The sequence below is a fragment of the Haloarchaeobius marinus genome (assembly GCF_051207415.1).
Lineage (GTDB): Archaea > Halobacteriota > Halobacteria > Halobacteriales > Natrialbaceae > Haloarchaeobius.
In genome coordinates, this window is sequence record NZ_JBPKGD010000002.1 from 250,781 (window position 1) to 274,982 (window position 24,202).

The following is a 24,202-nucleotide window of genomic DNA, read 5'->3' on the forward strand; positions in this document are numbered from 1 at the left end:
GGTTCCAAAACTACTTTCGTCCGGGAACGGAGACGTTCTCCCATGTCGGACGCGCTACACCTCCGGATCCGGATGCTCGTCGCCGTCGTCGGACTGGCCGTCACGACGCTGCTCCTCTGTGGCACCATCTTCGGTGCGCTCGTCGGCGTCGGACTCCTCGTCGGCGTCGACCCGACCACGGCGGTGGTCCTCGCGGGTGCGTTCACCCTCGTCCCGGCGGCGTACTCGGTCTGGTCCGAACTGTCGTCCTCGCCACTGGACGGCCTCGATGCGCCCAGGCGCGAACCGCCGTCGGACCTCGAGGCGCTGGTCGCCCGGACCAGTTCGCAACTCGACGTGCCGGTGCCGGCCGTCCGGGTCGTCGACACCGACGCGCCCGTCGCGCTGGTGTCGGGCCTCCGCCGGACGACGGCGACGCTCGTCGTCTCGACGGGCGTGCTGGCGGCCCTCGACGGCGACGAGTTGCGCGCCGTCGTCGCACACGAACTCGCCCACGTCGCCAACCGCGACGTGGCGGTGACCAGCGCCTGTGCGGTCCCGGTGTTCGTCGCCGACGACGTCTTCGGGTGGGGAACCGCGACGCTCGGTGAGAGTCCGGAGGCGAGTGCACACCCCCTGAGCGCCGTGATGCTGCTGTTCAGTCTCGGCGTCGGCGGCGTCTTCCTCGCCGTCGGTCGCCTCCTGCTCGTGCTGTTCACCCGCCAGCGCGAGCGCGCGGCCGACCGGGCCGCCGTCGCGCTCACGGGCGACCCCGCCGCGCTGGCCGGTGCGTTGACCGCCCTCGACGAGCGATTCGCCGGGTCGCCCGTCACCGACCTGCGGGCGGCCGACGGCGTCGAGACCTTCTCCATCGTGCCGCCGCCGCCCGAGAGCACCGACCCGCCGGTCATGCTCGGCCCCGACGGCGACCGCGAACCCTACGGCTGGCGGGTCCGTCGCCGGTTCGTCCGGTTGAAGAACCTGCTCCCGTCGTCGCACCCGGCGACCGAGCGTCGCATCGAGGACCTCCGCGACGCCTCGGCGACCGCCGAGCGTCGGGCGCCGACGACGTGACCCCGGGGCGGGAGATCGCCGGCGGTCATCCCGCCGGGTGGGAACCGGGGAGGTCCTATAAGGCCCCGGGAGGCGAAGCCTCATCCATGTACGAGCACGTCCTGTTCCCGACCGACGGTAGCGATGCGACCAGACGAGCACTGCGGCACGCACTGGACATCGCTGACACGTACGGTGCGACGCTTCACGTGCTCTCGGTGGTGTCCGAGGACGCCTACCGTACCGAGGAGGGCGACGAGGCCGCGACGGAGACGGCCAACCGTACCGTCGAGACGGTCGCGCGACTGGCAGGTGACGACGACGTCGACGTGACCACCGAGGTCCGCCACGGCGTCCCACAGGAGGAGATTCTGGACTACGCCGACGAGCACGACGTCGACATGATCGTGATGGGGACCCACGGCCGGACCGGCGTCGGGCGGACCCTGGTCGGGAGCGTGACCGAACGGGTCGTCAGGCGTGCCACCGTCCCCGTCGTCACGGTCCGGATGACCGACGAACCGACCATCCGGGACGCCGAGGAGGCGGAACGACTCGCGCTGGAGGAACTCGCCGAGCGTGGGCACGAGAACGTCCACGTCGCCGAGGAACCGTACCGGACCAGCGGTTCGTGGATCGTCCCGGTCGAGGGGGACGACGTCGTCGCACACGTCCACATCGACGCCGTCTCCGGGACCGCCCACGTCGCGCGACTGAAGTCGTTCGAGTGAGCGTCGGCCGAGCCGCGTCGTCGTCGGGGTCGGCACACGGGCCGGGGCCGCGTCAGGTTCTGGCCTCGGTGTTCAGCAACTCCGCCATATCGATGTCCTTCCCGGTGATGCCACCCGCGTCGTGGGTCGTGAACCGTATCTCGACCTCCTTGTACCCGATGGTCATCTCCGGGTGGTGGACCTGTGCCTCGGCTATCTCGCCCGTCAGCTGTGCGAAGTTGACGCCTTTCATGTAGTCGTCGAACTCGAACGTGCGGACGATCTCGTCACCCTCGCGCTCCCAGCCCTCGGGAAGCCGTTCTTCGACTTCGTCTTCGGACAGCAGGTCTGCCATGGCCGAAGCATCGGCGGCATTCGGGATAATCGTTGGGGGTCGGCGACCACGAGAGGGCGCGGCCTCGCGTTCGCCCCCACCGCCGGTGACCGTTCCCGTCTCCACCTGGGCGGCAACTGGTCGGTCCCAAAGGGTTACGCGGGAGGACGTGGAACTCGAACGTGTGCAAGGTCCCTCCAGACGTCGGTTTCTCGCAGGTAGCGGAACTCTCCTCGCCAGTGGTGGCCTCGCCGCCGCTCGCCCGTCCCGTCCGCCCGGTCCACGACTGGCCGTGGCGGTTCACCCGGACGAGCGCTTCGGGTGGTCGCCGACGACCCGGTCCGCCCTGTCCGCGGTCGAGGCCGGGGTCGCACAGGTCGCGACCCGCGCCGAACGCGAACTCGGCGTGACCGTCGAGACGAGCGTTCGCGAGGGGGACGTCGTGCCCGCCGACGCCGTCTCGTCGGGGGACCAGCCACGCCTGCTCGACGACCTCGCGACGTGGCTCACCGACCACGGCGCGTACGACGACGGCGCGTGCCACCTCTACCTCCCGCGCGAACCCTACGACCAGGCGCTGGGGTACGGTGCGGCCCGGAGCGACGTCGCCGACGGCGGGACCGTCGCGTTCGCCAACCTCGGCGCGACGGAGACGTGGGACGACGCCGCCGTCTCGGCCAACCTCGCCGTCCACGAGTGGCTCCACACGGTCCTCCGTCCCGACGTCGCCGCGGCGGTCAACGGGAGCCGTTGCGAACACGACCTCGGGGCCGTCGTCCGGCGCGAACTCGGGACCGTCCTCGTCACGCCACTCGCGACGTCCTACGCCGACACGACGGTGTTCGGCGGCGAGACGCAGTGGCACGGCTCCGGGTGCTACGACCACGACTCGTTCTCCCGGCACGACGGCCTCGACCTCCAGCCACGGCACTGGGAACACACCTGGCAACTGAGCGAGGCGACGCTCCAGGCGACGACGCGCTACGTGGACGAGTACCTCCGGTGACCCGCCCGAGAAACGGTTCGCCCGGCGTCAGTCGTCGTCGGTGAGTAGCCCGACCGGTACGTCCCCCTCGCCTTCGTCGGACGCGTCCGCCGCGAACTGCTGGTCGACGGGCCCGAACTCGGGGTCGAACAACTGGAGGGCGGTGTTGATGGTCGACCAGTCGTCCTCGGCGGCGGCGTCTCGAAGGCTCTTGGTCGGCGCGGCGAGCAACTGCCCGACGAGTGCGTCGGCCATCGACTCGACGACCTCGCGTTCGTCCTCGTCGAGGTCGAGTTTCTCCATGGCCGTCGCGAACTCGCGGGCCTTGACCCGTTCTGCGGACTCGTACATCGCGGCGATGACCTCGTCGGCCCGCTTTCGCTTGTACTGGTCGAGCAGGAGGTCGAACTCCGTCTCGACGAGCGCCTCGACCTCGCTGGCCGCCGCCCGGCGCTGTGCCCTGGTCTCCTCGGTGACGTCTTCGAGGTCGTCGAGGTCGTACACGTCGAGGGAGTCGAGACTGCGCGCCTCGGTCGGGACGTCCCGTGGCTGGGCGAGGTCGATGACGGTCCGTTCCCGGCCGTCGTCGAGGTCGCCGGCCGAGAGGACGGGGTCGTCGCTCCCGGTCGCGGTGACGACGACGTCGGCCGCCTCGAGGACGGTGGGGAGCGCAGCGAGCGTGACCGCCTCCGTCTCGGCGTCGACCTCGCCCGCGAGGTGTTCGGCGTGCGGGAGCGTGCGGTTCGCCACGACGAGTTCGGCGGTGCCGTGGTCCGCGAGCGACCGGGCGGCGAGCGTCGCCATCTCGCCGGCACCGACGACGACGGCCAGCGACGACCCGAGGTCGCGCCTCTCGGCGACGAGTCTGGCGGCCGCAGAGCCGAGCGAGACGACGCCCTCGTTGATGTCCGTCTCGTCGCGGACGCGCTCGCCGACGTGGATGGCCTTCAGGACGGCCTCGTCGAGCATCGTCCCGAGTCCGTCGGCGCTCCGGGCGTCCTCGTAGGCCGAGCGAATCTGGCCGAGTATCTGGTCCTCGCCGAGGACGATGGAGTCGAGGCCGGCGGCGACCCGGAGCAGGTGTCGCAGCGTCTCCTCGTGACCCATCGTGACGACCGCGTCGTCGCTCTCGACCGGTTCGGTGTACGTCTCCAGTGCGGCCCGGCCGGCCGCGGGGTCGTCGGTGACGACGTACGCCTCCGCCCGGTTGCACGTGTGCAGACAGAACGCCTCGTGGACGCCGTCGCGCTCACACAGCCGCGAGACGACCTCGCGCTGCGTGTCGCGACTGGCAGCGGCGATCTCGTCGACACTCGCCACGCTGTGGGAGACGCGAACGCCCGAGATGACACCGGAGGCACCTATCATGGTTCGTCGAGTGCGCGGTCCGAAAGGACGTCGCGCGCTATCTGCCGGAGGTTGGTGGTACCTGTACGTAAAAGTGTCCAAACGTCGGGCGACCGCACGACGTCGCGGACGACGCGCCGTCGGGTCTCCGGCGGCACGTCCCGGGCCTGCAACTCCTCGCGGAGGTAGCCGGTCAACTCGGCCATGGCACCTGCACCCGCGAGGTCGTCCTCGATGGACTCGCGGAGGTACTTCGACAGGGCCGGCGACGTCCCACCGGACGAGACGGCCACGACGACCGGGTCGTCGCGAACCGTCGCGGGCACGACCACGCTTCCACTGTCCCGGGACCCGTGCGTGTCGGTCCGGTTGACGAGCACGCCCCGCGCCCTGGCGGCCGATTCGACGGCCTCGTTCAGGTCGGCGTCGTCGGTGGCGGCGACGACGAGTGCGGGGTCGACCCGGTCCAGCCAGTCCTCGACCTCGTCCCGGTCGACGGTCGCCCGGACGCGTTCAACGTCGCCGAATTCGGCGTCCGCGAACGACGGACTGACGACGACGACCCGCGCCTCTCGGGCGAACCGTCGCGCCTTGCGCGCACCGACGGTGCCACCGCCGAGGACGAGGACCGTCTCGCCGTCGAAGTCGTGGAGTAGCGGTATCACGTGTGTCGTCTCCTGCGGTTCGGCCGTGCCGCGTTCCCTGCCGAATCCAGGGAGTCGACGGAAAAAAGCGCTCCGCCCGCTCCCAGGACGCGAGAACGCGGCGCCGGGTCCCCAGTCGGTCCGGAGGGTTCCAGCCGCGTCACTTCGCCTCCGTCTCGGCCCCCGCGTCGTCGGTCGCACCCGTCTCCTCGGCGGTGTTCGCGGCGGCGCGTTCGGCCAGCCTGATGCCGGTCTTCTTCAGGATGCGCGAGGAGAACAGCGTGTCCCAGTCGTCGTCCTCGACGTCCCAGTACTCGGCCATCGTCTCGCGGACCTGGTCGATGCGCTGCCTGCTCTCTGCCTCGGAGCGCCCGTGGGTCATCGCGAAGAAGTTGTACGGCCAGACGCCGTCGTGGCGGGGGCGCTCGTAGCAGTGGGTCACGAAGTCCAGTCCGGCGACCGCCGGTCCGACGTCGTCCACCACGTCGTCGGGCACGTTCCAGACGGTCATCCCGTTCTCGGTGTACCCCAGCGCGTAGTGGTTGGGGATGACGCCGACGCGGCGGATCTTCCCCTCGCGTTCGAACCGGCGGACGGTCTCGACGACCCAGTCCACGTCCGCACCGATGGCGTCGGCGACGTCCAGGTACGGCGTCGCAGTCACCGGGAACCCGTCCTGTATCTCGAGGACGAGGTCGCGCTCCCGTGGCGTGAGCGTCGTCCGGTTCGACGGTTCGACGCTCGGGCCGAGTCCCGTCAGGTCGACCTCGCCGTCGGCGATGGGACCGTCGAGGTAGAACTTGGCCTCGACGCGGAACTCCTGCTGTTTCGGCAGGTTGTACGTCTGCTGCCCCGTCTCGGCCTCGATGTCAGCGAGGACGGACTCGACGCGTTCCTCGGCGGTCTCGCCGTCGCCGTCGGCGACCGAGAGCACGAACCACATGTTCAGGTACGGATGCTCGCGCTCGTAGTTGTGCGCCACCTCGCGGTGGGCGTTGACCTGCTCTGCGACGTCGTCGTACCGGTCCTCGGGCGCGTGCATCGCGACGAGCGTCGCGGTGCCCCCGATCTCCTGTGCGTTGACGAGCGCACCGAAGCGGCTGAGGACGCCCTCGTCGTCCAGCGTCCGGACTCGCTCGACGAGTTCGTCCTCGCTCACCGCGATGCCGCGGTCGCGGAGCGCGGCGGCGGCGGGGTCGAACGGTCGTCGCACGACCGGGAATCCACCCTGGAACGCGTTGACGATGGCCCGGTCGGTTCGGTCCAGTTCGTACTCGACGGCCCTTCCCATACCCCCGACTGGGGAGTGCGGGTGTAAAAACGACGCGTTCTCGTCGGTGGGGTCCCGTCGAGTCACCGCCGTTCACCCGTCCGGACGCCGGCCGGCCGCGCGCTCGACGGTACGAGCCCGTTACGAACCGCGAACGCCGGTCACGTCGTACCCGAGAGCCTCGACGTCTTCGACGATGGCCTCGTGGTCGGCGGTGGCCTCGTAGTACATGACGACGTCGAACGACCCGTTGCGGAGGAGTTGCTGGCACTCCCAGACGAACTCCTCGCCGTCGATGGTCAGGCCCTGGTGCTGGTTCGAGGAGAAGTCCGGGTCGTCGTTCCCCGAGTAGACGTACACGTCCGCCGGGTCGTGCCCGGCGTGTTCGGCGACGACGTCGCCCGCATCGAGCGTCGCCTGCATCATCTGTACGTCCTCGCGTCCGCCGTACTCCGTGTGGACGACGATTCCGTCGAGTTCGATGTCGCCCGGTTCGAGCAGGGCTTTCGTCCGCCGAACGAGGTCGTCGTCGATGGCGTCGGTCATCGGTCGGGTCGAGGGCGCGCCGACTCAAAGCGCTCACGATACGGCCGCGCCGCTGGGCGGGCCGATACGTGATGCTCCTCGGATGCGACGCCGCGTCACCGCCCAGCCCGCTCGATACCGGTTCAGAGACGCTTGAGGTTCTGCGCCCGGGGACCGTCCTCGGTGTCGACGATGTCGAACTCCACCTCCTGTCCCTCTTCGAGGTCGTCACCGCCCACGTCTTCCATGTGGAAGAACACGTCCTCGTCCGAGTCCTCGGTCTCGATGAAACCGTAGCCGCCGGATTCCTTGAAGAAATCCACAGTGCCTCTAGCCATTACACGTGCTAACACGATGCCATGGGATAAAAAGATACGTGGCAACTTACCAAAAGACGACTGGTAGCGGGTCGCCACAGTCCCCTGGAACCCGGTGCTCTCGGCCCGGTCCCGGGTCGACCCGACTCGACTCGACGCGAAACAACAAAAGACCCATTAACCGGTCTTTCGAATGAACGACAAATGCGTTCGTGGGTGAGAGACCAGTGGCGTGCGACCTACGAGCGACTGTTGACCCGCGAGATATCGGGGTCGCCGACGCACGTCGCGGTCATCCAGGACGGGAACCGCCGCTACGCCCGGAAGCAGGGCGACGCCGCACCGGACGGTCACAGGGCCGGCGCCCGGACGACCGAACAGGTGCTCGAGTGGTGCCAGGAACTCGGCGTCGAGGAACTGACCCTGTACGCCTTCTCGACGGAGAACTTCGAGCGCCCCGAGGAGGAACTCGAACCCCTGTTCGACCTGATGGCACAGAAACTGCGGGACTTCTCCGACCACGAACAGATCCACGAGAACGAGGTCGCCATCCGGGTCATCGGCGACGCCGAGATGCTCCCCGAACGCGTCCGGGAGGCGGTCGAGAAGGCCGAGAAGCGGACCAGCGAGTACGACCAGTTCGTCCTCAACGTCGCACTGGCCTACGGCGGACGGAACGAACTGCTGACCGCGGCCCGCGACGTGGCCCAGTCCGTCGCCGACGGCGACGTCGACCCCGCTGACGTCGACGTCCCGACCATCGAACGCGAACTGTACGGACAGCAGGTCCGGGACGTCGACCTCATCATCCGCACCGGCGGCGACGAGCGCACGTCGAACTTCCTGCCGTGGCACGCCAACGGGAACGAGGCCGCCGTGTTCTTCTGTGCGCCGTACTGGCCCGAGTTCTCGAAGGTGGACTTCCTGCGGGCCATCAGGACGTACGAGAACCGCGAGCAGTCGTGGCGGCGCACCCGGGCCAGGCGAGCGCTCGCGCTCGTGAAGGCCTTCGGGACGACGGAACTCGCCGAGGCGACGGCCGTCGTCAGACAGTTCCGTGGCTCCCTCTCGGGCGACGAACGCGACGAGGCCTCCCGCGTGACGGAGGACCCGTCTCCCGCCGACTGAGACCGAGACGCCACCCGCGTCGTCGAACCGTTGCGACCGAGCAGAGGAGTCGGCGACTCGCTCAGCGACCGAACCGTCGCTGGCGGTTCTGGAACTCGCGGATGGCGCGCAGGAAGTCCCGGTCGCGGAAGTCGCGCCAGTTGACGTCGGTGAAGTACAGTTCCGAGTACACCGACTGCCAGATCATGAAGTCCGAGAGGCGTTCGGCACCGGTCTTGATGACGAGGTCCGGTTCGGCGGGGAAGACGAGTCGACGCTCTATCTCGCCCTCGTCGACTGCCTCGGGCGAGAGGTCGCCGGCAGCCACCTCCTCGGCGACGCCGCGAACCGCCGCGGTGAACTCGTGCTTGCCGCCGAGGCCGATGCTCACCTGGATCGGTGCGTCGGCACGTTCGGCGTCGTCCGGGCCGCGGACGGCGACGGGCATCGGCGCGTTCAGGTCGTCGAACTGCCGGGCGAGCGTCGGGGCGGCCGCCTCGTCGAGGACGCTCACGTAGACGGTGACGCGAGACGCGCCCACCTCGAACGCCAGTTCGAAGAACCGGGAGAGCGTCTCGTAGGCGCCCTGTTCCAGCAGGTCGCGCTCGGTGATGACGAGCGCGACGTGGTCGGGCGTGTCGGCGTCGTCGCGCCTGACGCGGAACGCGAGGTAGCGGTCGTACAGTCCCACGCGACGTGGTTACCGTGCGCGGTGCCTGAATCTGTCGACTCGTCGTGATGGTCACTGGGCCACGACGCCAGCGACGTGCCGTCGCCCGGTCGACACGTCACGCGTCGGTGGTACGGCGTCGCCAGGTTCGATGGCGTGGGGTTCGGAAACGGTAAGTAACCCCCGGGAAAAGAAGGGGCCGCGTGACTACCCCAGTCCGAAGGGCAGGAGCCTTCGCCGTCGTCGGAACGCTGGTCCTGTTGCTCCCAGCGTTCGGGCCGCAGGCCGCCGGGACCGTCGCAGCGGCGGTGCTGGTCGGTGCGGCCGCCGTGACCGACGGCCCGGTGTTCGAACTGTTCGCCCGTCCGGGCGACCGGGAGGAGCGCCGGCTCTACGGACTCATCGGCTTCGCCCTCGCCGCCATCGGACTCGGACTGCTGACCGTCTCGGACCTCGCCGGGACCGGCCGCGTTCCGACCCTCCCGGTCGGCGTCTACGTCGGGACGGTGCTGTTGCTCGTCTACGGGAACCTCTCGTCGGAACTGGTCAAACTCCGGCGTGCAGACCCGTTCGCCGCCAGCGCCGGGTTCGTCGTCGGCGGGTTCACCGCCGCCGTCGTCGGGCAGGTCGCCGCCTCACTCCTGCTCGACCAGCCCCTCGCCGGGACCCTCCCGAAGATAGCGTTCCTGGCGATCACGGGTGCGCTCATCGGCGCGCTCCTCCGTGCTGCGCTGTTCGAACGGGACGACCCCGTCGTCCTCTTCACCGTCGGACTCGTCCTCTGGTTGCTCTCGGCACTCGCCCCTGCGGTCCACCGTGGGGACGTCGCCGCCGCCATCGGCGTCGCACTCGCGCTCGGCTACCTCTCGTTCGCGCTCCGGACGGCGTCTGTCGAGGGGATGCTCACCGGCATCCTCCTCTCCATCCTCACCATCGTCCTCGGCGGCGTCGGCTGGTTCGCCGTCCTCATCTCGTTCTTCAGCATCGGCGCACTCTCGACCAAGTACCGGTACGACACCAAGGCCGAACGCGGGGTCGCCGAGGGCAACGACGGCGCCCGCGGGACGGGGAACGTCCTCGGGAACGCCGCCGTCGCCACCGTCGCCGTCCTCGGGTTCGCGGCGGCGAGTTCGCCGCCCGGCTTCCTCGCCGTCGACGGGACGCTGTTCCTGTTCGCGTTCGCCGGGTCCATCGCGACAGCGCTGAGCGACACGCTGGCGAGCGAGATCGGTGCGGTGTTCGACTCGCCGCGACTCGTCACGACGCTCGAACGGGTCGAACCCGGGACCGACGGCGCGGTCACCTGGCAGGGCGAACTCGCCGGGTTCGTCGGTGCCGGGCTCGTCGCCGGCATCGTCCTCGTCGTGTTCCCGGCCGTCGACCCCAGCGCGACCGTCGGGACGCTCGGCGCGGGCGTCGTGCTGGTCGCCGGCGTGGCCGGGATGACCGTCGACAGCCTCCTCGGCGCGACGGTCGAGGACGACCTCATCGGGAACCAGGGCGTGAACTTCTTCGCGACGCTGGCGGGTGCCGTCGTCGCGGTACTCGTCGCCGTCGTCGCCGGCGGCGTGGCCGTCGCGTGACGCCAGCCGACCGGCCCGTCGTCGGCGAGGACGACGTCCGGCGGGCGACGCCGGTCGACCTCCCGGTACTCCGTGCGCTCCAGAGTCGCCTCGACGAACCGGTTTCTGGCCTCTTCGACGACCTCCCGCCCGGGGAGACGCTGGTCACGACCGACCGGGGAGTCGCCGTCGGCTACGTCCACGCCGTCACTGGCGAGACCGCTCACCTGACCGAACTCGTCGTCGCGCCGGCGTACCGACGCGCGGGCCGGGGACGACGACTGCTCGAGACGTTGCTCTCGGTCCTCCGGGGAGCGGGGTGTCGGGTCGTGACGCTGACCGTCGCGACCGAGAACGAGTCGGCACAGGCGCTGTACGAGGACGCCGGGTTCGAGCGGGTGGCGCTCCTGCAGGGTCACTACGAGGACGGCGACGCCTACCGGTACAGTCGCACGCTCTAGGCGTCGCCGAGGAGTCGGTCAGCCGTCCGGATCCGGGTGCTGGTCGGTCGCTTGACGAACTCGCCGAGCGATGCGGCGACCACCTGGTCGACGCCGCGCTGGGCCGCCACGTCGAGGACGCGCTGTGAGAGTTCGCCGTCGAGGACGACGGCGTGTGGCGGTTCGTCGGCGTCGCGGACCAGGTCGAACGCGTCCGTCGCCGGCCCGTCGGCGACGACGCCGAACTCGGCGTCGAGCAGTCGGACCTCACCGGTCCCCTCGCCGACGACGGCTTCGACGTGGCCCCGGAGCGTCTCGACGGGCGGTCGCTCGTCCGTCTCGGTCTCCCCGCCCGACTCGTCCGCAGAGGTGACGGCGTCGACCGCCTTCACCTCGACGTCGTCCGGCACCGTCGCCGCGACCTGCGGGCCGTCGGTCTCCTCGTCGACCGACTCCGGCGAGGGCGTCTCTGAGCTCTCGGTCGAGGCTGTCGGCGCGGTCCCGCCGGCATCAGGCCCGGCCGCCGTGCCACCGTCGCTCTCGGCCGGTACCGACGCGTCGTTGTGGGGACCGACCGTCTCGCGTGGGGCGTTCGACTCGGCGACGACCGAGTACGGGACCTTCTCGCGGAGCGCCTCGAACACCTCGTGGTGGAGGAGGTCCTCGACGGACTTCCCCTCCGGTGCGAACGCCACGTAGTCCACCTCGCCGACCTGCGACAGTTCCTTCAGGATAAGGTCGCCGCCCCTGTCGCCGTCCAGGAACGCCGTGACGGTCTTGTCCTGCGTGAGGTCCGCCACCGCCTCCGGGACGTTCGTCCCCTCGACGGCGATGGCGTTCTTGATGCCGTACTTCAGCAACTGGAGCACGTCCGCCCGCCCCTCGACGACGACGACGGCGTCGCTCTCCTCGACGCGGGGACCAGCGGGCAGCCCCTCGTACTCGGTGATGTCCTCGACGCGGACGTGCTGGCGCACCTCGCGGAGTATCTCCTCGGAGGACATGATGGAGTCGTCGAACGACGTGGCGAGCAACTCCTTGGCCCGCTCGACGACGCGGCGACGCTTGGCCGCGCGCACGTCCTCGATGTCGTCGACCTCGAGGGTGGCCGCACACGGGCCGACGCGGGTTATCGACTCCAGTGCCGCCGCTAGCGTGGCCGTCGCTACCTTGTCGAGGCTGGTCGCGATCGTGACACTCCCGTGCGACCGACCTGCGTCGCTGTCTATCTCGACGTCGATACGCCCGACTTTCGACGACTGCTGGAGGTCACGGAGGTCGAGCTGGTCGCCGAGGAGGCCCTCGGTCTGGCCGAAGATGGCCCCGACGACGTCACTCCGTTCGACCACCCCGTCCGCCGTGACCGTCGCGTGAATCAGGTACTTGGATGTATCGTCCATTGGTGAACTGCCCCGGGTGCGGGGCGGATGATGATGATTCCATGAACTGGCTCATGGACTGTGGAGTACCTAGGGGCTCCGCGCTGATACTTGTTGTTATCGACGAAAAAGTCGGAAAGTATCGAGGGTTCACCAGTCGTCGCCGGACCAGTACCAGTAGCCGAGGACCAGCGTGAGAACGAGCAGGCCCCCGGCGAAGAAGAGCATCCCGGGAGGGACCGACGACACGAGCGCGTCTGCCCCCTGTGCGGCGGTGTCGACCGTCTGGGTCGCCGCACCGTCGGTGGTGGTCGGGTCGGCGAACTGCTGGCCGCCGTCGACGGCGGTGGCGTTGCCCGTCTCGGCCGTGTACACGCCGGCGTCGCTGGCAGTCGTCGCATGTGCGGTCGGTTCTCCGGTCGGCTGGGCGGTCTGGGTATCCATCGCGGCCTCGGTCTGGGTCGCCTCGTTCACCGCGAGGCCGACGTCGTCGGTGGTCGTCGCGGTCCCCTCCGCACCTCCGGTCGTGGTGTCGTTACTCGCAATCTCGCCCGTGACGTCGACGTCGCCGCCGTCGTTCCCACCGGCACCATCGGCGGAGGACGAGGTCCACGACGTAGCGCCGAGCAGTCTCGGGAGACCGTACTGGACGAACAGGCTCGCAGCCGCGAGGACGCCGACGCCGCCGACGAACCGGCTGAGCGCCGACCGCAGCCGTGTGGACCGTTGCTCGTCGCCCGAGACGATGAGCGGTCCCGACTGCGGCGCGTAGACGTTCATCTCGTTGCCACGTGAGGAGTACCAGACGTCGACCACGTCGATGAGGCCGGCGTCCTCCAGCTTCTCGAGGTGGTAGCGGACGTTCTGGATGGAGGAGTCGATTTCCTCGGCGACGTCGCTCGGGGTCCGCGGCTCGTCGTGGAGACAGGTGTATATCTTGCGTGCGGTGTCGGAGGAGAGCGCGCCGAACACCTTGTCGGCGTCGTCACCTTCGAGGTCGACCACCCGCGGCGGTTGCTCGGGGGCCGGGGTCGTCTCGTCCGACCGGAACGGGAGGAGCCGCGACATCTCACTCCCCTCTACCACGGTGACGGGTAAACCAGTTTTGCAAGCTGAAAACGAGCTTTAACCTTCACTACCCCGGCGCAGTCGTTTGGTTTCGTTCCAGCACCAGAACCAGTTCGCTCGCCGGGACCCGTCGCGCAATCGAAGGTGAAACGAGGATTGTGCTTCGGACGGCACCGGTGAAACGACGATTACACGCTGTTACCAGACGGTGAAAGAGCCGTCTCACCGCCGGAAAACTTCGGTAACTCGAACTTTCTTCGCCCCCGACCGGCACGCCGAAGTTCCCCGGCGACGTACTGCGTGACGATGACCGCCCCGCGCGTGCCGGAGGCGTTGCTCGAAACGTTCGGCTGGGAACTGGCGTCGACCGAGACGGAGATAGCGCTCGAACTCCCCTTCTTCTCGATAAAGGCGTACAACGCCATCTACGAGCACGCCGAGAGCGTCGCGGCGTACGACGCCATCGTGGACCCGGCCGTCGAACTCGCGGGCCGGGCCTTCTTCACGACCGACCTCGTGTTCTCGCCGTCTCTGGCCGAACTCGGACTCGACCCGACGTCGGTCTTCGGCATCGCCACCACGTACGCCGAGCGCGAGTTCAAAGAGAGCATCGAGGCCGACGGCCTGACCAAGGTGGAGACGGTCGAGGAGCGAGACTTCGACCGGGGGAACGGGCGGCCCGCCAGAGCGTTCTGCTACGACGTGGCCTACCCCCTCTCGAACGACGTCATCGAGCAGGACGTGGTCGAGGGTCAGTTCACCCTGCCATCGACGCTCTGGGCCTGCATCTGGCCGACCGAGGGCGCGTACGCGATGGCCGGCGGGATGTACCCGCTGGAGGAGGTCGCCGACGCCATCGAACGCCAGGCCCCGGGGGCACGACTGGCCGTCGACGTGCAGGTCTCCCCCGACCCGGACCGGGACCAGGAGCACGTCTTCGAGGCCATCCGGCAGGTGGAGTGAGGCCGTCGTCAGCGTCGCACGACCTGCACGAGCGTGCTGTCGCCGACCGCGAAGTCGAAGCGCTCGGTCGAGAGCAGGCCGACGCCGAACCCGACCGCCAGGAGCGCCGGAATCCAGTTCCCGTAGACGACGTTGATGCTCCCCCAGAGGACGACGAAGCTCACGAGGTCGTCCAGCATGAAGGCACAGGAGTCCAGGCGGTCGAGCAGCGCCTCCCGCGCGAACGCCACGTCGAACAGGGCGACGGCAACCGTCGCCGAGAGCATCCACCCCAGGTAGTTCGACGCCGGGACGCCGTAGTACCCACCGACGCCGTCGGGGTGTGCGGCGAACTCCCAGAAGTTCACCGCGACAGCCCCGGGGTCGAGCACGAGGTCGATGGCGACGACGGCCGCGATGGTCGCCGGGAGGCGGACGGCCCGTGAACGCGCACGGGTCCCGAGCAACAGGAGCGTGAGCAGGTAGGCGTTCAGGACGAGCGGGAAGAAGAACACGGGTAACCCGACGGGTACCTCGCCGTACAGCATCGGCCCGAGGGATATCTCGTAGTGGAACTCGCCGTAGGGCCACCCGGTCCTGACGCCGAGCAGTTCGATGCCGTAGGCGTAGAGCGTCAGCACCCCGAGACTGGCCGCGGCGCGCCGGCCGACCAGCGGGAGGAGGCCGGCGACCAGCGGGAGTCGCATGACGACGACGCCGAACATGATGAACAGCGCGTTGTACGCCAGTGGTTCGGGCAGGAGCCCCTCGGCGCTGGCGACGAGCGAAACCGCCCCGACGACCGGGAAGACGACCGCGATGGTGAACCGGTGTTCGTGGACCAGTTCGTCGAACCGGGCCTCGAAGGCGCGCCGGTCCAGGTCCCACGTCCGGTCAGCCATACAGCATCACCCACAGTTTGCCCATCGTCATGGCCGCCCCGACGACGGTGTTGAGTGCCGGGAACCACCAGTAGGCACGATCGACGGCCACGTCGGACACCGCGACCCCGGCGACGAAGACCGGGTAGACGGAGAGCAGGAGGCCGAGACGGTAATCGACGAGCGCGAACGAGGCGGCCGCCGCCAGCCAGACCAGTCCGCAGTAGACGTAGGTTCGGGTCTCGCCGAGGGCCGTCGCAGTCGTCCGGATGCCGGCCTCCCTGTCGGGGCCGATGTCGGGAATCGCCGAGAACGTGTGCATCGCCATGGTCCAGAGCCACGCCCCGGCGATGGCCGCGACGGGCGGGAGCGACCCGGCGACGGCGACGAACGCGACGACGCCCGGGAGCGCGTACAGGCCGTTCGACAGCGAGTCGAACAGCGGCGTGGTCTTGAACCGGAACGGCGGGGCGCTGTACTCGACGGCGAGGACGAGAAAGAGCGCGAACGCGCCGGCCCCGGCCGGCGGGAGGACGAACAGGAACGGGAGCGCGAGCAGGCCGGCGGCGACGACGACGGCGCTGACGGCCGTCTCGCCCCGGAACCGGACCTCCCGGTCCTCCTTCTTCGGGTTCAGTTCGTCGACGTCGCGGTCGAACGCGTCGTTGACGCCGTAGAGGAACACGTTCGCCGGGACGAGGAAGTACGCGAACAGCGCGACCGTCAGCGGCGTGACCACCTCGGCGGGACTGCTCGCCGCGTAGGTCGCCCCGACGACGACCGGACCCGCGAGGTAGAACCAGAACCGGGGCCTGGAGAGGCGGAGCAGGTACCCCGACAGGCGCTCCTCGGAGGGGACGACCCGCGCGAGACCGGCGACGACGTCCGTCATCTCACGCGCCGTGGTCCTCCAGCACGGCGTCGGCGGTGATGTCACCGCTGATGAGGCACATCGGGACGCCGATGCCCGGCGTGGTGTACGATCCGGTGAAGTAGAGGCCGTCGACGACCCTGGAACGGTGCGGCGGGCGGAACAGCGCGGTCTGGCGCAGCGTGTGCGCCATGCCCAGGGCGGTGCCCCGCATCGAGTTGTACCGGTCCGCGAACTCGGAGACGGAGAACGTCTCCTCGACGACCAGGCGGTCGCGCAGGTCGGCGCCGGTGAACTCGGCGACGTCTGCGAGGACGAGGTCCCGGTACCACTGGCGGGTCTCCTCGTCGTCGTCCAGGCCGGGTGCGATGGGGACGAGGGCGAACAGGTTGCTGTACCCCTCCGGGGCCACGCTGTCGTCGGTCTTGGACGGGACGCAGAGGTAGTACGCCGGGTTCTTCGGCCACGCCGGGTCCTCGAATATCTGGTCGAAGTGTTGCTCCCAGTCGGTCGGCAGGACCAGCGTGTGGTGTTCGAGTTCCGGCACGTCGCCCTCGACGCCCATGTACATGAGGAACGCCGACGGCGCGTAGGTCCGGGACTCCCAGTAGTCGGCGCTGTACTGGCGCTTCTCCGGGGGGAGGAGGTCCTGCTCGGTGTGGGCGTAGTCCGCGTCGCTGACGACGAGGTCGGCGGTGTGGTTGCCGTGCTCGGTCTCGACGAGGAAGCCACCTCGTCGACCCTTGATCTCGGTGACCGGTTCGTCGACGACGAACTCGACCCCGAGTTCCTCGCCCAGTTCGGCGATGCCGTCGACGACGCCGCCCATCCCGTCCTCCGGGTACCAGACGCCGAGGTTGAAGTCGACGTGGCTCATCAGGTTGTAGAGCGCCGGCGTGTTCTTCGGCGACCCGCCGAGGAACACCAGCGTGTACTGCACGACCTGCTGGAGTTTCGGGTGGTCGAAGTAGTCCTCGACGTGGTCCTGCATCGACCCGAGCAGCGAGAGGCCACGGGCCTGTCGGGCCACGTCGAGGTCGATGAAGTCCCTGAGGGAGGACCGGTCCTCGTAGACGAAGTGCTCCATGCCCACCTCGTAGTTCTCCCGGGACTTCTCGAGGTAGCGTTCGAGCGCCTCGCCGGCGCCCGACTCGTAGGACTCGAACACCTGCTTCGTCCGGTCGACGTCGGCGGTGACGTCTACCTGGTCGCCGTCCTTGAAGAAGATGCGGTAGTGGGGGTCGAGGTGTTCCAGTCCGTAGTAGTCCGTCGGTTCGCGGTCGAAGTGGCCGAAGAACCGCTCGAACACGTCGGGCATCAGGTACCACGACGGGCCCATGTCGAACCGGAAGCCGTCTCGCTCCAGCACCGACGCCCGGCCGCCGAGTTGCTCGTTCTTCTCGAGTACTGTCACGTCCGCCCCGGCGTCGGCGAGGTAGCAGGCCGTCGAGAGACCGCCGAACCCGCTCCCGACGACGACGACAGACGCTCCAGAGAGGGAATGCATGGTAGTTGGTTGTGACGTGACGTGTATAAAGACGCTGCACACCTGGTTTGGAGCGATGCTTTCCTGCGGTTGGAGATAGAAGTCCCACCATGGACGGACAGACTGCAGTCGTCACCGGCGCGAGTCGAGGAATCGGAGCAGCGGTCGCCCGGGCACTGGCCGAGGCGGGAGCGCACGTCGTCGCGTGCGCCCGCGACGCGGACGACCTGGCCGAACTCGTCGAGGACGCCGGCGATTCGGTCACGCCGGTCCGGGCGGACGTGCGCGACGAGTTCGACGTGGAACGCCTCGTCGAGACGGCCTCGAAGGTCGGCGGGGGCATCGACCTGGTCGTCGCCAACGCGGGCGTCTACCACGGCGACCCGGGCGAGACGCCCGTACAGGGCGAACCGTACTCGGCGTTCGACGACCACCTCCGGACGAACGCCCGGGGCGTCTTCGCCACGTTCCGTGAGGCCGTCCCGCACCTCAACGACGGCGCGAGACTGCTCGTCCCGACCGGGTCCGTCGCCCGTGAGGCGCGACCGGGCATCGGGTCCTACGCCGTCTCCAAGGCCGCCGCGGAGGCGGTCGCCCGGGCCTTCTCGGCCGACACGGCGTACACCGTCGGCTGCGTCGACCCCGGCCAGGTCGGCACCACCCTCTCTGGCCACGGCGGGAGGGACCCGGCCGAGGTCGCCGGCCTGTTCGTCTGGGCCGCGACCGACTGCCCCGCCGAGGACGTAGACGGGTCCGTCGTCGGGTTGCGGGAGTGGCGGTCGGCGACGCGGTGACCGGCCACGGTCGGCCAATCGAACCGCTTATTAATCCGTGCCGTCGAGTTACTAATAATGGGTTCAGCAGAGACCTCGTCTTGGCAATCTCTCGGCGGCCTCTCGTCGGTCGGGCTCGCGGCCGTCACCTTGCTCCTCGTGTTCAGCGCCGCTGGCGTCGTCAACGCGTCGAACGTCGACGCCATGAAACCGGTCGGCATCGGGTGGGTCGCCTTCTTCGCCATGGCGCTCGCCATCCCGGTCGGCGTGCGGGCGAAGGACCAGCACGCACGCACGCTCGTCTGGGGATACGGACTCGCCTCGGGTGCGATGATCGTCAGCGCGTCCCTGTTCCTGCTCCCCCAGGCGTTCGGACTGGCACAGGGCGCGGTCGACCCCGGCGTCGGCATGAAGTACGCCGGAGCAGGCGTGGCGGCCGGCCTGCTGACCGGGTTCGCGTCCCACACCATCGGGCACCGGTTCGCACACGTCGACCTGGGCTTCGACCACACCGTCGTCGAACTCTCGGCGCACTCGCTGGCGGCCGGCGTCATCATCGGCATCGTCTACGGGACGATGCCCGCCCTCGGCATCGGCCTCGGCCTCGCCATCGTCTCGCACAAGGGGCCGGCCGGCTACGCCGCGGCGCGACGCCTCGCCGCGAAGGGGAAGGCTCCCTCCATCCTCCTCCTGCCGGCGACCGGCGTCGGTCTGACGGCCATCCCGGCCAGCTTCCTCGACCTGTCGGGCGACCCCGTGGTCACCGCCGCCGTGTTCGGCTTCGCCGCCGGCGTCTTCCTCCACGTCGCGATGGACTTCCTCCCGCGGTGTGAACTCGGCGGCGAGGTCTACGAGGTCGCACAGGTGTCCGACGACGCACACCACCTGCTCGACAGGCTTCGCGTCCACGCCGTCACCAGCACGTTCCTCGGCGGCGTGGTCGTCTTCGTCGCCTGGCTCGCGGTCTCCGCCTGAGCGGTCAGGGACCGTCTCGGTTCTCGTCGTCCTCCAGGTGGTCTTTCGCCCACTCCGAGAGGGAGTCCCAGCTGTCACCGATGTCCTCGATGACGCTCGCGACGGTCTCCTCGGCACCGACGTGGCGCCCGGAGTCCCGGACGAAGGTGTGCTCCTGGCGCTCCTCGTCGAGTTCGGTGTGGTAGAACATCGACTCGTTCGCCTGGTAGAACACGTTCGTCCCCTTCTCGAGGACGCCGACGTGTTCCGTGTCCTCGTGTGCGGGGTCGTGCACGAACGTTCGCTCGTCGTCGGTGTATCGGTCCACGTCGGACGGAGGGTCCGCCAGCCACCAGAACGGACGGGCTAGACGGGTTGGCTCACAGCGCGCGGTCGCTCTCGGGGTTCTCCAGTTCCCAGAGGACCTCGGGGAGGAAGGCGTCGAGGTTGTCGACGACCTTCCGGTCGGAGACGTCCAGTCCCTCGCAGTGCTCGTGGGCGCTGTCGCGGACGTCGACGTGGATGTCCCCGTCCTCGACGGTCACGGCCAGCGGGAACACCGAACAGCGCGCCGGTTTCCAGTCGTGTTCGAGGTGCAGGGAGCAGAGGCCGTCCTCCCGGAGGAAGTAGCAGGCTTCGCCGTCGTCGCCGACGTGTTCGTCCCGGTCTTTCGCCTCCTTGCGGACGAAGTCCTCGCCGCGGAACGTCGTCGTCGCGTCGCCGAGGTCCGCGTGTTTCGCCAGTTCGAAGAAGTCGGGTTCGTACAGCAACACGCCGTGCTGGCAGCACCACGTGCAGTCGTCGACGCACTCGAACGTGAGCGACGGGTCGAAGTCGACGACGGCCTCCCGTCCCGGGTGGACCTCGACGCGACGCGACTCGGCCATCACCGGAGGTCGGGGCCGGACGGCAAAAGGGGTTGTCCTCTCGGGCGCCCGCGCGTCGCGTCCCCCTCGGCGGTCCCGCCGTCCGAGGTACGTAGGTCGGGCCCTGTTGCACCACGAGCACGAACCGTGACGTGAACCGGTGACTGTACCCAGTTCGCATGCGTGACCAGTCAGCATCGTCAGACCGGTCGGCCGAGGAGACAGCGACGAGCGACGACACCGACCCGGACGGGACGGTCCTCGTCGTCGACGACGACGTGGACCTCGCCGACACGTACGCGCTCTGGCTCCGCGACTCGTACGAGGTCCGGACGGCGTACGGCGGGGACGAGGCGCTCGACGCCTGCGACGTATCCGTCGACCACGTGGTCCTCGACAGGCGCATGCCCGCGGTCTCCGGAGAGACCGTCCTCCGGCAGTTGCGGGCCCGGGACGCGACCTTCCAGGTGGCGGTGGTGTCCGCCGTCCGCCCCGGGATGGAAGCCCACCAGCTCCCGTTCGACGCCTACCTCCTGAAACCGGTCGACCGCGAACGGTTGATGGGAACCGTCGACCGCCTCGACGACAGGCGGAGCGACGGCCCTAACTGAGTAGGGTTCACTTCCATTGTCGACTCGGCTCAAGGTTCAGATGCCGGGGTCGCCCGGCGAACACCCGACATAGCCACCGTCCACGGCCGGACCCGGTCGTCTTCCGATGGGAGTCACGGCCGTACTCGGTCGCGAACTCACCACCACCACTCGCGACCGATTCTGCACCACCGATTCTCGCGCAGACCGTTCAGACCGACCAGCACCGCTATCGACTCCGGAACGGTCGCCCCGTCCGGGTGGACGTTCCGTCGGGGCGGACCTGGACAACTCGCCTCGCCGACGTCAGCCCGTGTTCTTCATGCCGGCGGCGATGCCCTTGACGGTGAGTCTGAGCGTCCGTTCCTCCTCCTCGGTCCGGTGGGTCTGGTCGAGCAGTCGCGTCTGGAGCAGGTTCAGCGGGTCGACGTACGGGTTGCGCCGGCGGAGGCTCTCGCCGAACCAGTCCCGGGCGTACAGCGTCTCCCGGTCGGCGATCTCGGTCACCAGGTCGGCCGCACGTTCGTACTCGCCCTCGATGCGCGGGAAGAACCGCTCTCGCAGGTCCGGGTCGGCCAGGACAGCGTAGTGCTGGGCCACGTCGAGGTCGGTCCGTGCGAGCGACAGCGCCGCGTTGTCGAGCGTGGACCGGAAGAACGGCCACGACTCGTACATCTCGCCGAGCGTCTCGAGGTCGCCCTCGTCGTCGAGGTACGCGTCGAGGCCCGTCGCCAGCGCGTACCACCCGGGGAGGATACAGCGCGACTGGGTCCACGAGAACACCCACGGGATGGCCCGGAGGTCCTCGACGGTTCGCTCGCCGGACCGCGAGGCCGGACGCGACCCGAGGTTCAGGTCCTCGATGACCGTGATGGGCGTAGCCTGCTCGAAGTACCGGACGAAGCCGTCCGTCTCCAGCAGGTCGCGGTACTCCTCGCGGGCCGCTGCCGACATGGTGTCGAGCGCCTCGACCCACTCGTCGGGGATGGACTCCTCGGGCGTCTCGATGGCGTTCCGTCGTGCCTGGAGCTGTGCGTTGAGCATCTGCTCTATCTCGCGCTTCGCCACGCGCCGGTTGGCGTACTTCTCGGCGATGGCCTCGCCCTGCTCGGTGAACTTCACCTGGCCGGTGACCGAGCGGTTCGGCAACGCGAGCAGTGCCTCGTGCATCGGGCCGCCGCCACGCGAGATGGACCCGCCGCGTCCGTGGAACAGGCGCATCGTCACGTCGAACTCGTCGCAGATGTCGGCCAGACGGCGCTGGTTCTCGTAGAGCGACCAGTTCGCCGCGAGGAAGCCGTTCTCCTTGTTCGAGTCGGAGTACCCGAGCATTATCTCCTGGGTGTTACCCCGCGCGTCGAGGGCCGTCGAGTACGCCTCGTTCTCGAACAGGGTGCCCATGATGCGCCGGGCCTGCGAGAGCGCGCGTTCGGTCTCCAGCAGGGGGACGACGTCCAGCCCGCAGTACTCGGGCAACTGGACGACGCCGGCCTGGTCGGCGAGGAAGAGCACTTCGAGGACGTGACTCGGTTCGTCGGTCATCGAGATGCAGTAGGTGTCGATGGCCTGCGTCCCGAACTCGGCCTGCCAGTCGGCGAGGCAGTCGAACCGCCGGAGGACGCGGGCCGGGAGGTCGTCGAAGCCCTCCCGGTCGGTCACGTCGACGATGGCCTCGTCCTGCAGGATGGCATCCGTCAGCAGGGCGACGCGCTCGTCCTCGTCGGCCGCCCGGTAGTCGACGCCGACGCTGTCGAACACCGCCTCGACCGTCTCGGTGTGGTTCTCCTGGTGGTCCCGGAGGTCGAGACTCGCCAGCGAGAAGCCGAACGTGGCTACCTGCCGGCGCACCGGGTCGAGGTTGGCGTCGACGACGGACTCGGCCCCGTTTGCGCGGAGGCTCTCCGCGAGTACGTCGAGGTCGGCCCCGAGTTCGTCGGCGTCGTCGTACCCCCCGGGGCGCACGTCGTCGACCCGGTCGAGGCGCTCGCGCATCAGTTTCAGCTTCTGCCGGTACGGCTCGTTCGGGTAGCGCTCGGCCGCCTCCTCGGCGACGCCCGGCAGGCGCTCCCGGTCGGCCGCGAGCGACGCCTCGAACGCTTCGCCCACGTCGAGGCGCTGGTCGTCCTGGCTCAGGATGCCCGAGAGGTACTTCAGTCGGGCGCGGTACCGGTCCAGCACGACGTCGCGCTGGCGCTCCAGCGTCTCGGTCGTCACCTCGGGCGTGACGTGTGGGTTGCCGTCCCGGTCGCTCCCGGCCCACGACCGGAACTCGAACAGTTTCCCGACGTCGACGTCCTCGAACGACTCGTCGACGGCGCGCTCCAGGTCGTCGTACACGTCCCCGACCACGTCGAACAGCGTGTTCTCGAGGTACCACTGGACGTTCCGGGCCTCGTCGGTCGGATGCGGTCGCCGTTTCCTGACCTGTGGCGTCTGCCAGAGGCTCGTCACCTCGGCTTCGAGGTAGCGGTCCACCCGGTCGGCCTCCTGGTCGGTCAGCCGTCGCTCGTCGAGGGCCTCCAGGTGGTCGGCGACCGACCGAAGTTTCGCCTTGACGGTCTTGCGCCGGGCCTCCGTCGGGTGCGCCGTGAACGTCGGTTCGATGAGCACGTCGTCGATGACCTGCTGGACCGTCTCCGGGTCCTCCTCGGCCAGCGACTCGACGGCCTCCCGGATGCCGTCCTCGAGCGTCCCGGCCTGTTCACCGCGCCGGATGGACCGGACGCGCTCGCGCTCCTCGGCGAGGTTGATGAGTTCGAAGTAGGTCGTGAACGCGCGGGCCACGACGCTCGACAGCTCCGGCGTCAGTCGTTCGAGGTCGCCCGCCAGTTCGTCACGGCTCTCGATGTCGCCGCGGCGGTAGTCGATGGCCTGCGTTCGTACCGATTCGACCGTCTCGAACGCACCCCGCGACGACTGGGCCTCGAGTACGTCGCCGAGGAGTGCGCCGAGCTCCCGGACGTCCTGTCGGACGTCCCTGGCGTGTAAGTCCATAGCACGGTGTACGGGTCGGACTCCTATAACGGTCCACCACCAGGGAGAAAATTGCCACTCGAATCGTAGTAAATCAATCGTGTAAGACGTCGCCTAGTTGTACCCCCGCCACTTCTTCCCGCACTCCGTGCACTTGAAGAAGCGCGTCGGCGGTTCGTCGGCCGACGCCGTCTGCTGGATGTAGTACCACGCCTCCTCGTTCCCGCAGGCGTCGCACTTCACGTCCGTCGCGGTGGGTTTCCCCTCGAAGTCCGTGTTCTCGTCGGTCTCGATGACCTCGCTGTCGGTCTGGGACTCCGTGCTGACGAACTCGGTCTCGTCGCGCCGGTCCCGGGGTTCGGTCGCGCCGCAACTCGAACAGACCCACTCGTCGCCCTGTGCCTTCATCATCGAACCGCAGTCGTCACAGAATCGCATCGTCCTGTAGGTTCGCTAGACGTACGTCCTCGAACACC

Annotated in this window: 26 protein-coding genes; 10 read left to right on the plus strand and 16 right to left on the minus strand. The window is 69.0% G+C overall.

Annotation, left to right across the window (positions count from 1 at the left end):
- The first annotated feature begins 42 nt into the window (after positions 1–42).
- Both ACSC1W_RS07355 and ACSC1W_RS07360 read left to right on the plus strand, forming a co-directional pair.
- A complete protein-coding gene (locus tag ACSC1W_RS07355) occupies positions 43–1,053 on the plus strand; it encodes a M48 family metalloprotease (protein ID WP_435346283.1) in 1,011 nt (336 codons plus the stop codon).
- Between the two features lie 86 nt (positions 1,054–1,139).
- Positions 1,140–1,763 carry a universal stress protein gene (locus ACSC1W_RS07360; RefSeq protein WP_435346284.1) on the plus strand — a complete coding sequence of 208 codons (624 nt, stop codon included), beginning with the start codon at positions 1,140–1,142 and terminating at the stop codon, positions 1,761–1,763.
- Between the two features lie 52 nt (positions 1,764–1,815).
- On the opposite strand, the gene ACSC1W_RS07365 is transcribed toward ACSC1W_RS07360, so the two are convergent.
- Complete coding sequence (locus ACSC1W_RS07365) at positions 1,816–2,097, minus strand: 4a-hydroxytetrahydrobiopterin dehydratase (RefSeq protein WP_435346285.1); 282 nt, start codon at positions 2,095–2,097, stop codon at positions 1,816–1,818.
- Positions 2,098–2,368: 271 nt separating this feature from the next.
- Between ACSC1W_RS07365 and ACSC1W_RS07370 the strand changes: the two genes are divergently transcribed.
- The gene (locus ACSC1W_RS07370; RefSeq protein WP_435346286.1) at positions 2,369–3,082 is read left to right on the plus strand and encodes a hypothetical protein; all 714 of its coding nucleotides are present in this window, start codon (positions 2,369–2,371) and stop codon (positions 3,080–3,082) included.
- Positions 3,083–3,109: 27 nt separating this feature from the next.
- On the opposite strand, the gene hemA is transcribed toward ACSC1W_RS07370, so the two are convergent.
- From hemA to ACSC1W_RS07395, 5 genes are all read right to left on the minus strand, one after another.
- The gene (gene hemA, locus ACSC1W_RS07375) at positions 3,110–4,429 is read right to left on the minus strand and encodes a glutamyl-tRNA reductase (protein ID WP_435346287.1); all 1,320 of its coding nucleotides are present in this window, start codon (positions 4,427–4,429) and stop codon (positions 3,110–3,112) included.
- Positions 4,426–5,073, minus strand: coding sequence for a precorrin-2 dehydrogenase/sirohydrochlorin ferrochelatase family protein (locus ACSC1W_RS07380; protein ID WP_435346288.1), 648 nt, complete (start codon positions 5,071–5,073; stop codon positions 4,426–4,428). Before ACSC1W_RS07380 ends, hemA begins: the two co-directional genes overlap by 4 nt.
- Positions 5,074–5,212: 139 nt before the next feature.
- The gene (gene ahbB / locus ACSC1W_RS07385) at positions 5,213–6,343 is read right to left on the minus strand and encodes a siroheme decarboxylase subunit beta (RefSeq protein ID WP_435346289.1); all 1,131 of its coding nucleotides are present in this window, start codon (positions 6,341–6,343) and stop codon (positions 5,213–5,215) included.
- A 120-nt stretch (positions 6,344–6,463) separates the two neighbouring features.
- Entirely contained in the window at positions 6,464–6,868 is a 405-nt protein-coding gene (locus ACSC1W_RS07390; RefSeq protein WP_435346290.1) for a DUF5778 family protein, read from the minus strand.
- A 122-nt stretch (positions 6,869–6,990) separates the two neighbouring features.
- Positions 6,991–7,185 carry a cold-shock protein gene (locus ACSC1W_RS07395; protein WP_435346291.1) on the minus strand — a complete coding sequence of 65 codons (195 nt, stop codon included), beginning with the start codon at positions 7,183–7,185 and terminating at the stop codon, positions 6,991–6,993.
- Positions 7,186–7,368: 183 nt separating this feature from the next.
- Here ACSC1W_RS07395 and uppS point away from each other — a divergent pair, with 183 nt between their 5' ends.
- On the plus strand, positions 7,369–8,292 hold the full coding sequence (gene uppS, locus ACSC1W_RS07400; RefSeq protein WP_435346292.1) for a polyprenyl diphosphate synthase: 924 nt from the start codon (positions 7,369–7,371) through the stop codon (positions 8,290–8,292).
- A 61-nt stretch (positions 8,293–8,353) separates the two neighbouring features.
- On the opposite strand, the gene ACSC1W_RS07405 is transcribed toward uppS, so the two are convergent.
- Positions 8,354–8,962 (minus strand): undecaprenyl diphosphate synthase family protein, encoded by a 609-nt coding sequence (locus ACSC1W_RS07405; protein WP_435346293.1) that lies wholly within the window; start codon positions 8,960–8,962, stop codon positions 8,354–8,356.
- A 182-nt stretch (positions 8,963–9,144) separates the two neighbouring features.
- On the opposite strand from ACSC1W_RS07405, the gene ACSC1W_RS07410 reads away from it, so the two are divergent.
- Together ACSC1W_RS07410 and ACSC1W_RS07415 are read left to right on the plus strand one after the other, a co-directional pair.
- Positions 9,145–10,524, plus strand: coding sequence for a DUF92 domain-containing protein (locus tag ACSC1W_RS07410; protein WP_435346294.1), 1,380 nt, complete (start codon positions 9,145–9,147; stop codon positions 10,522–10,524).
- Complete coding sequence (locus ACSC1W_RS07415) at positions 10,521–10,964, plus strand: GNAT family N-acetyltransferase (RefSeq protein WP_435346295.1); 444 nt, start codon at positions 10,521–10,523, stop codon at positions 10,962–10,964. Before ACSC1W_RS07410 ends, ACSC1W_RS07415 begins: the two co-directional genes overlap by 4 nt.
- Here ACSC1W_RS07415 and dnaG read toward each other — a convergent pair.
- Both dnaG and ACSC1W_RS07425 read right to left on the minus strand, forming a co-directional pair.
- Entirely contained in the window at positions 10,961–12,343 is a 1,383-nt protein-coding gene (gene dnaG, locus ACSC1W_RS07420) for a DNA primase DnaG (protein ID WP_435346296.1), read from the minus strand. The two genes, ACSC1W_RS07415 and dnaG, sit on opposite strands and share 4 nt — an antisense overlap.
- Before the next feature lie 129 nt (positions 12,344–12,472).
- Positions 12,473–13,390 (minus strand): ArsR/SmtB family transcription factor, encoded by a 918-nt coding sequence (locus tag ACSC1W_RS07425; RefSeq protein ID WP_435346297.1) that lies wholly within the window; start codon positions 13,388–13,390, stop codon positions 12,473–12,475.
- Between the two features lie 306 nt (positions 13,391–13,696).
- Between ACSC1W_RS07425 and ACSC1W_RS07430 the strand changes: the two genes are divergently transcribed.
- Positions 13,697–14,353 (plus strand): DUF6517 family protein, encoded by a 657-nt coding sequence (locus ACSC1W_RS07430; RefSeq protein WP_435346298.1) that lies wholly within the window; start codon positions 13,697–13,699, stop codon positions 14,351–14,353.
- Positions 14,354–14,361: 8 nt separating this feature from the next.
- Here the strand turns inward: ACSC1W_RS07430 and cruF are convergent, their stop codons facing one another.
- The 3 genes from cruF to crtID are packed head-to-tail and all read right to left on the minus strand — an operon-like array spanning position 14,362 to position 17,591.
- Positions 14,362–15,234, minus strand: coding sequence for a bisanhydrobacterioruberin hydratase (gene cruF / locus ACSC1W_RS07435; RefSeq protein WP_435346299.1), 873 nt, complete (start codon positions 15,232–15,234; stop codon positions 14,362–14,364).
- Positions 15,227–16,105, minus strand: coding sequence for a prenyltransferase (locus ACSC1W_RS07440; RefSeq protein ID WP_435346300.1), 879 nt, complete (start codon positions 16,103–16,105; stop codon positions 15,227–15,229). Before ACSC1W_RS07440 ends, cruF begins: the two co-directional genes overlap by 8 nt.
- Before the next feature lies 1 nt (position 16,106).
- The gene (crtID, locus tag ACSC1W_RS07445) at positions 16,107–17,591 is read right to left on the minus strand and encodes a bifunctional phytoene desaturase/3,4-desaturase (RefSeq protein ID WP_435346301.1); all 1,485 of its coding nucleotides are present in this window, start codon (positions 17,589–17,591) and stop codon (positions 16,107–16,109) included.
- 89 nt (positions 17,592–17,680) lie between these two features.
- Between crtID and ACSC1W_RS07450 the strand changes: the two genes are divergently transcribed.
- Together ACSC1W_RS07450 and ACSC1W_RS07455 are read left to right on the plus strand one after the other, a co-directional pair.
- A complete protein-coding gene (locus ACSC1W_RS07450) occupies positions 17,681–18,364 on the plus strand; it encodes an SDR family oxidoreductase (protein WP_435346302.1) in 684 nt (227 codons plus the stop codon).
- 57 nt (positions 18,365–18,421) lie between these two features.
- Complete coding sequence (locus ACSC1W_RS07455) at positions 18,422–19,318, plus strand: ZIP family metal transporter (RefSeq protein WP_435346303.1); 897 nt, start codon at positions 18,422–18,424, stop codon at positions 19,316–19,318.
- A gap of 4 nt (positions 19,319–19,322) precedes the next feature.
- Here ACSC1W_RS07455 and ACSC1W_RS07460 read toward each other — a convergent pair whose 3' ends face one another.
- Complete coding sequence (locus ACSC1W_RS07460; protein ID WP_435346304.1) at positions 19,323–19,625, minus strand: hypothetical protein; 303 nt, start codon at positions 19,623–19,625, stop codon at positions 19,323–19,325.
- A 52-nt stretch (positions 19,626–19,677) separates the two neighbouring features.
- Positions 19,678–20,184: a YkgJ family cysteine cluster protein gene (locus tag ACSC1W_RS07465; RefSeq protein WP_435346305.1), complete on the minus strand. Its 507-nt coding sequence runs from the start codon at positions 20,182–20,184 to the stop codon at positions 19,678–19,680.
- A 158-nt stretch (positions 20,185–20,342) separates the two neighbouring features.
- Between ACSC1W_RS07465 and ACSC1W_RS07470 the strand changes: the two genes are divergently transcribed.
- On the plus strand, positions 20,343–20,774 hold the full coding sequence (locus ACSC1W_RS07470; RefSeq protein WP_435346306.1) for a response regulator: 432 nt from the start codon (positions 20,343–20,345) through the stop codon (positions 20,772–20,774).
- A gap of 285 nt (positions 20,775–21,059) precedes the next feature.
- On the opposite strand, the gene ppc is transcribed toward ACSC1W_RS07470, so the two are convergent.
- Together ppc and ACSC1W_RS07480 are read right to left on the minus strand one after the other, a co-directional pair.
- Positions 21,060–23,747 (minus strand): phosphoenolpyruvate carboxylase, encoded by a 2,688-nt coding sequence (ppc, locus tag ACSC1W_RS07475; RefSeq protein ID WP_435346307.1) that lies wholly within the window; start codon positions 23,745–23,747, stop codon positions 21,060–21,062.
- Positions 23,748–23,840: 93 nt separating this feature from the next.
- Complete coding sequence (locus ACSC1W_RS07480) at positions 23,841–24,164, minus strand: transcription factor S (protein ID WP_435346308.1); 324 nt, start codon at positions 24,162–24,164, stop codon at positions 23,841–23,843.
- Positions 24,165–24,202: the final 38 nt, after the last annotated feature.

Coding starts and splice junctions, on each gene's coding strand:
- ACSC1W_RS07430 (WP_435346298.1), top strand. CDS start 13,697: ATGACCGCCCCGCGCGTGCCGGAGGCGTTGCTCGAAACGTTCGGCTGG.
- ACSC1W_RS07455 (WP_435346303.1), top strand. CDS start 18,422: ATGGGTTCAGCAGAGACCTCGTCTTGGCAATCTCTCGGCGGCCTCTCG.
- ACSC1W_RS07470 (WP_435346306.1), top strand. CDS start 20,343: ATGCGTGACCAGTCAGCATCGTCAGACCGGTCGGCCGAGGAGACAGCG.
- uppS (WP_435346292.1), top strand. CDS start 7,369: ATGCGTTCGTGGGTGAGAGACCAGTGGCGTGCGACCTACGAGCGACTG.
- ACSC1W_RS07465 (WP_435346305.1), bottom strand. CDS start 20,184: ATGGCCGAGTCGCGTCGCGTCGAGGTCCACCCGGGACGGGAGGCCGTC.
- ACSC1W_RS07395 (WP_435346291.1), bottom strand. CDS start 7,185: ATGGCTAGAGGCACTGTGGATTTCTTCAAGGAATCCGGCGGCTACGGT.
- dnaG (WP_435346296.1), bottom strand. CDS start 12,343: ATGGACGATACATCCAAGTACCTGATTCACGCGACGGTCACGGCGGAC.
- ACSC1W_RS07425 (WP_435346297.1), bottom strand. CDS start 13,390: ATGTCGCGGCTCCTCCCGTTCCGGTCGGACGAGACGACCCCGGCCCCC.
- ACSC1W_RS07360 (WP_435346284.1), top strand. CDS start 1,140: ATGTACGAGCACGTCCTGTTCCCGACCGACGGTAGCGATGCGACCAGA.
- hemA (WP_435346287.1), bottom strand. CDS start 4,429: ATGATAGGTGCCTCCGGTGTCATCTCGGGCGTTCGCGTCTCCCACAGC.
- ACSC1W_RS07390 (WP_435346290.1), bottom strand. CDS start 6,868: ATGACCGACGCCATCGACGACGACCTCGTTCGGCGGACGAAAGCCCTG.
- ACSC1W_RS07480 (WP_435346308.1), bottom strand. CDS start 24,164: ATGCGATTCTGTGACGACTGCGGTTCGATGATGAAGGCACAGGGCGAC.
- ahbB (WP_435346289.1), bottom strand. CDS start 6,343: ATGGGAAGGGCCGTCGAGTACGAACTGGACCGAACCGACCGGGCCATC.
- ACSC1W_RS07440 (WP_435346300.1), bottom strand. CDS start 16,105: ATGACGGACGTCGTCGCCGGTCTCGCGCGGGTCGTCCCCTCCGAGGAG.
- ppc (WP_435346307.1), bottom strand. CDS start 23,747: ATGGACTTACACGCCAGGGACGTCCGACAGGACGTCCGGGAGCTCGGC.
- cruF (WP_435346299.1), bottom strand. CDS start 15,234: ATGGCTGACCGGACGTGGGACCTGGACCGGCGCGCCTTCGAGGCCCGG.
- ACSC1W_RS07450 (WP_435346302.1), top strand. CDS start 17,681: ATGGACGGACAGACTGCAGTCGTCACCGGCGCGAGTCGAGGAATCGGA.
- ACSC1W_RS07355 (WP_435346283.1), top strand. CDS start 43: ATGTCGGACGCGCTACACCTCCGGATCCGGATGCTCGTCGCCGTCGTC.
- ACSC1W_RS07365 (WP_435346285.1), bottom strand. CDS start 2,097: ATGGCAGACCTGCTGTCCGAAGACGAAGTCGAAGAACGGCTTCCCGAG.
- crtID (WP_435346301.1), bottom strand. CDS start 17,591: ATGCATTCCCTCTCTGGAGCGTCTGTCGTCGTCGTCGGGAGCGGGTTC.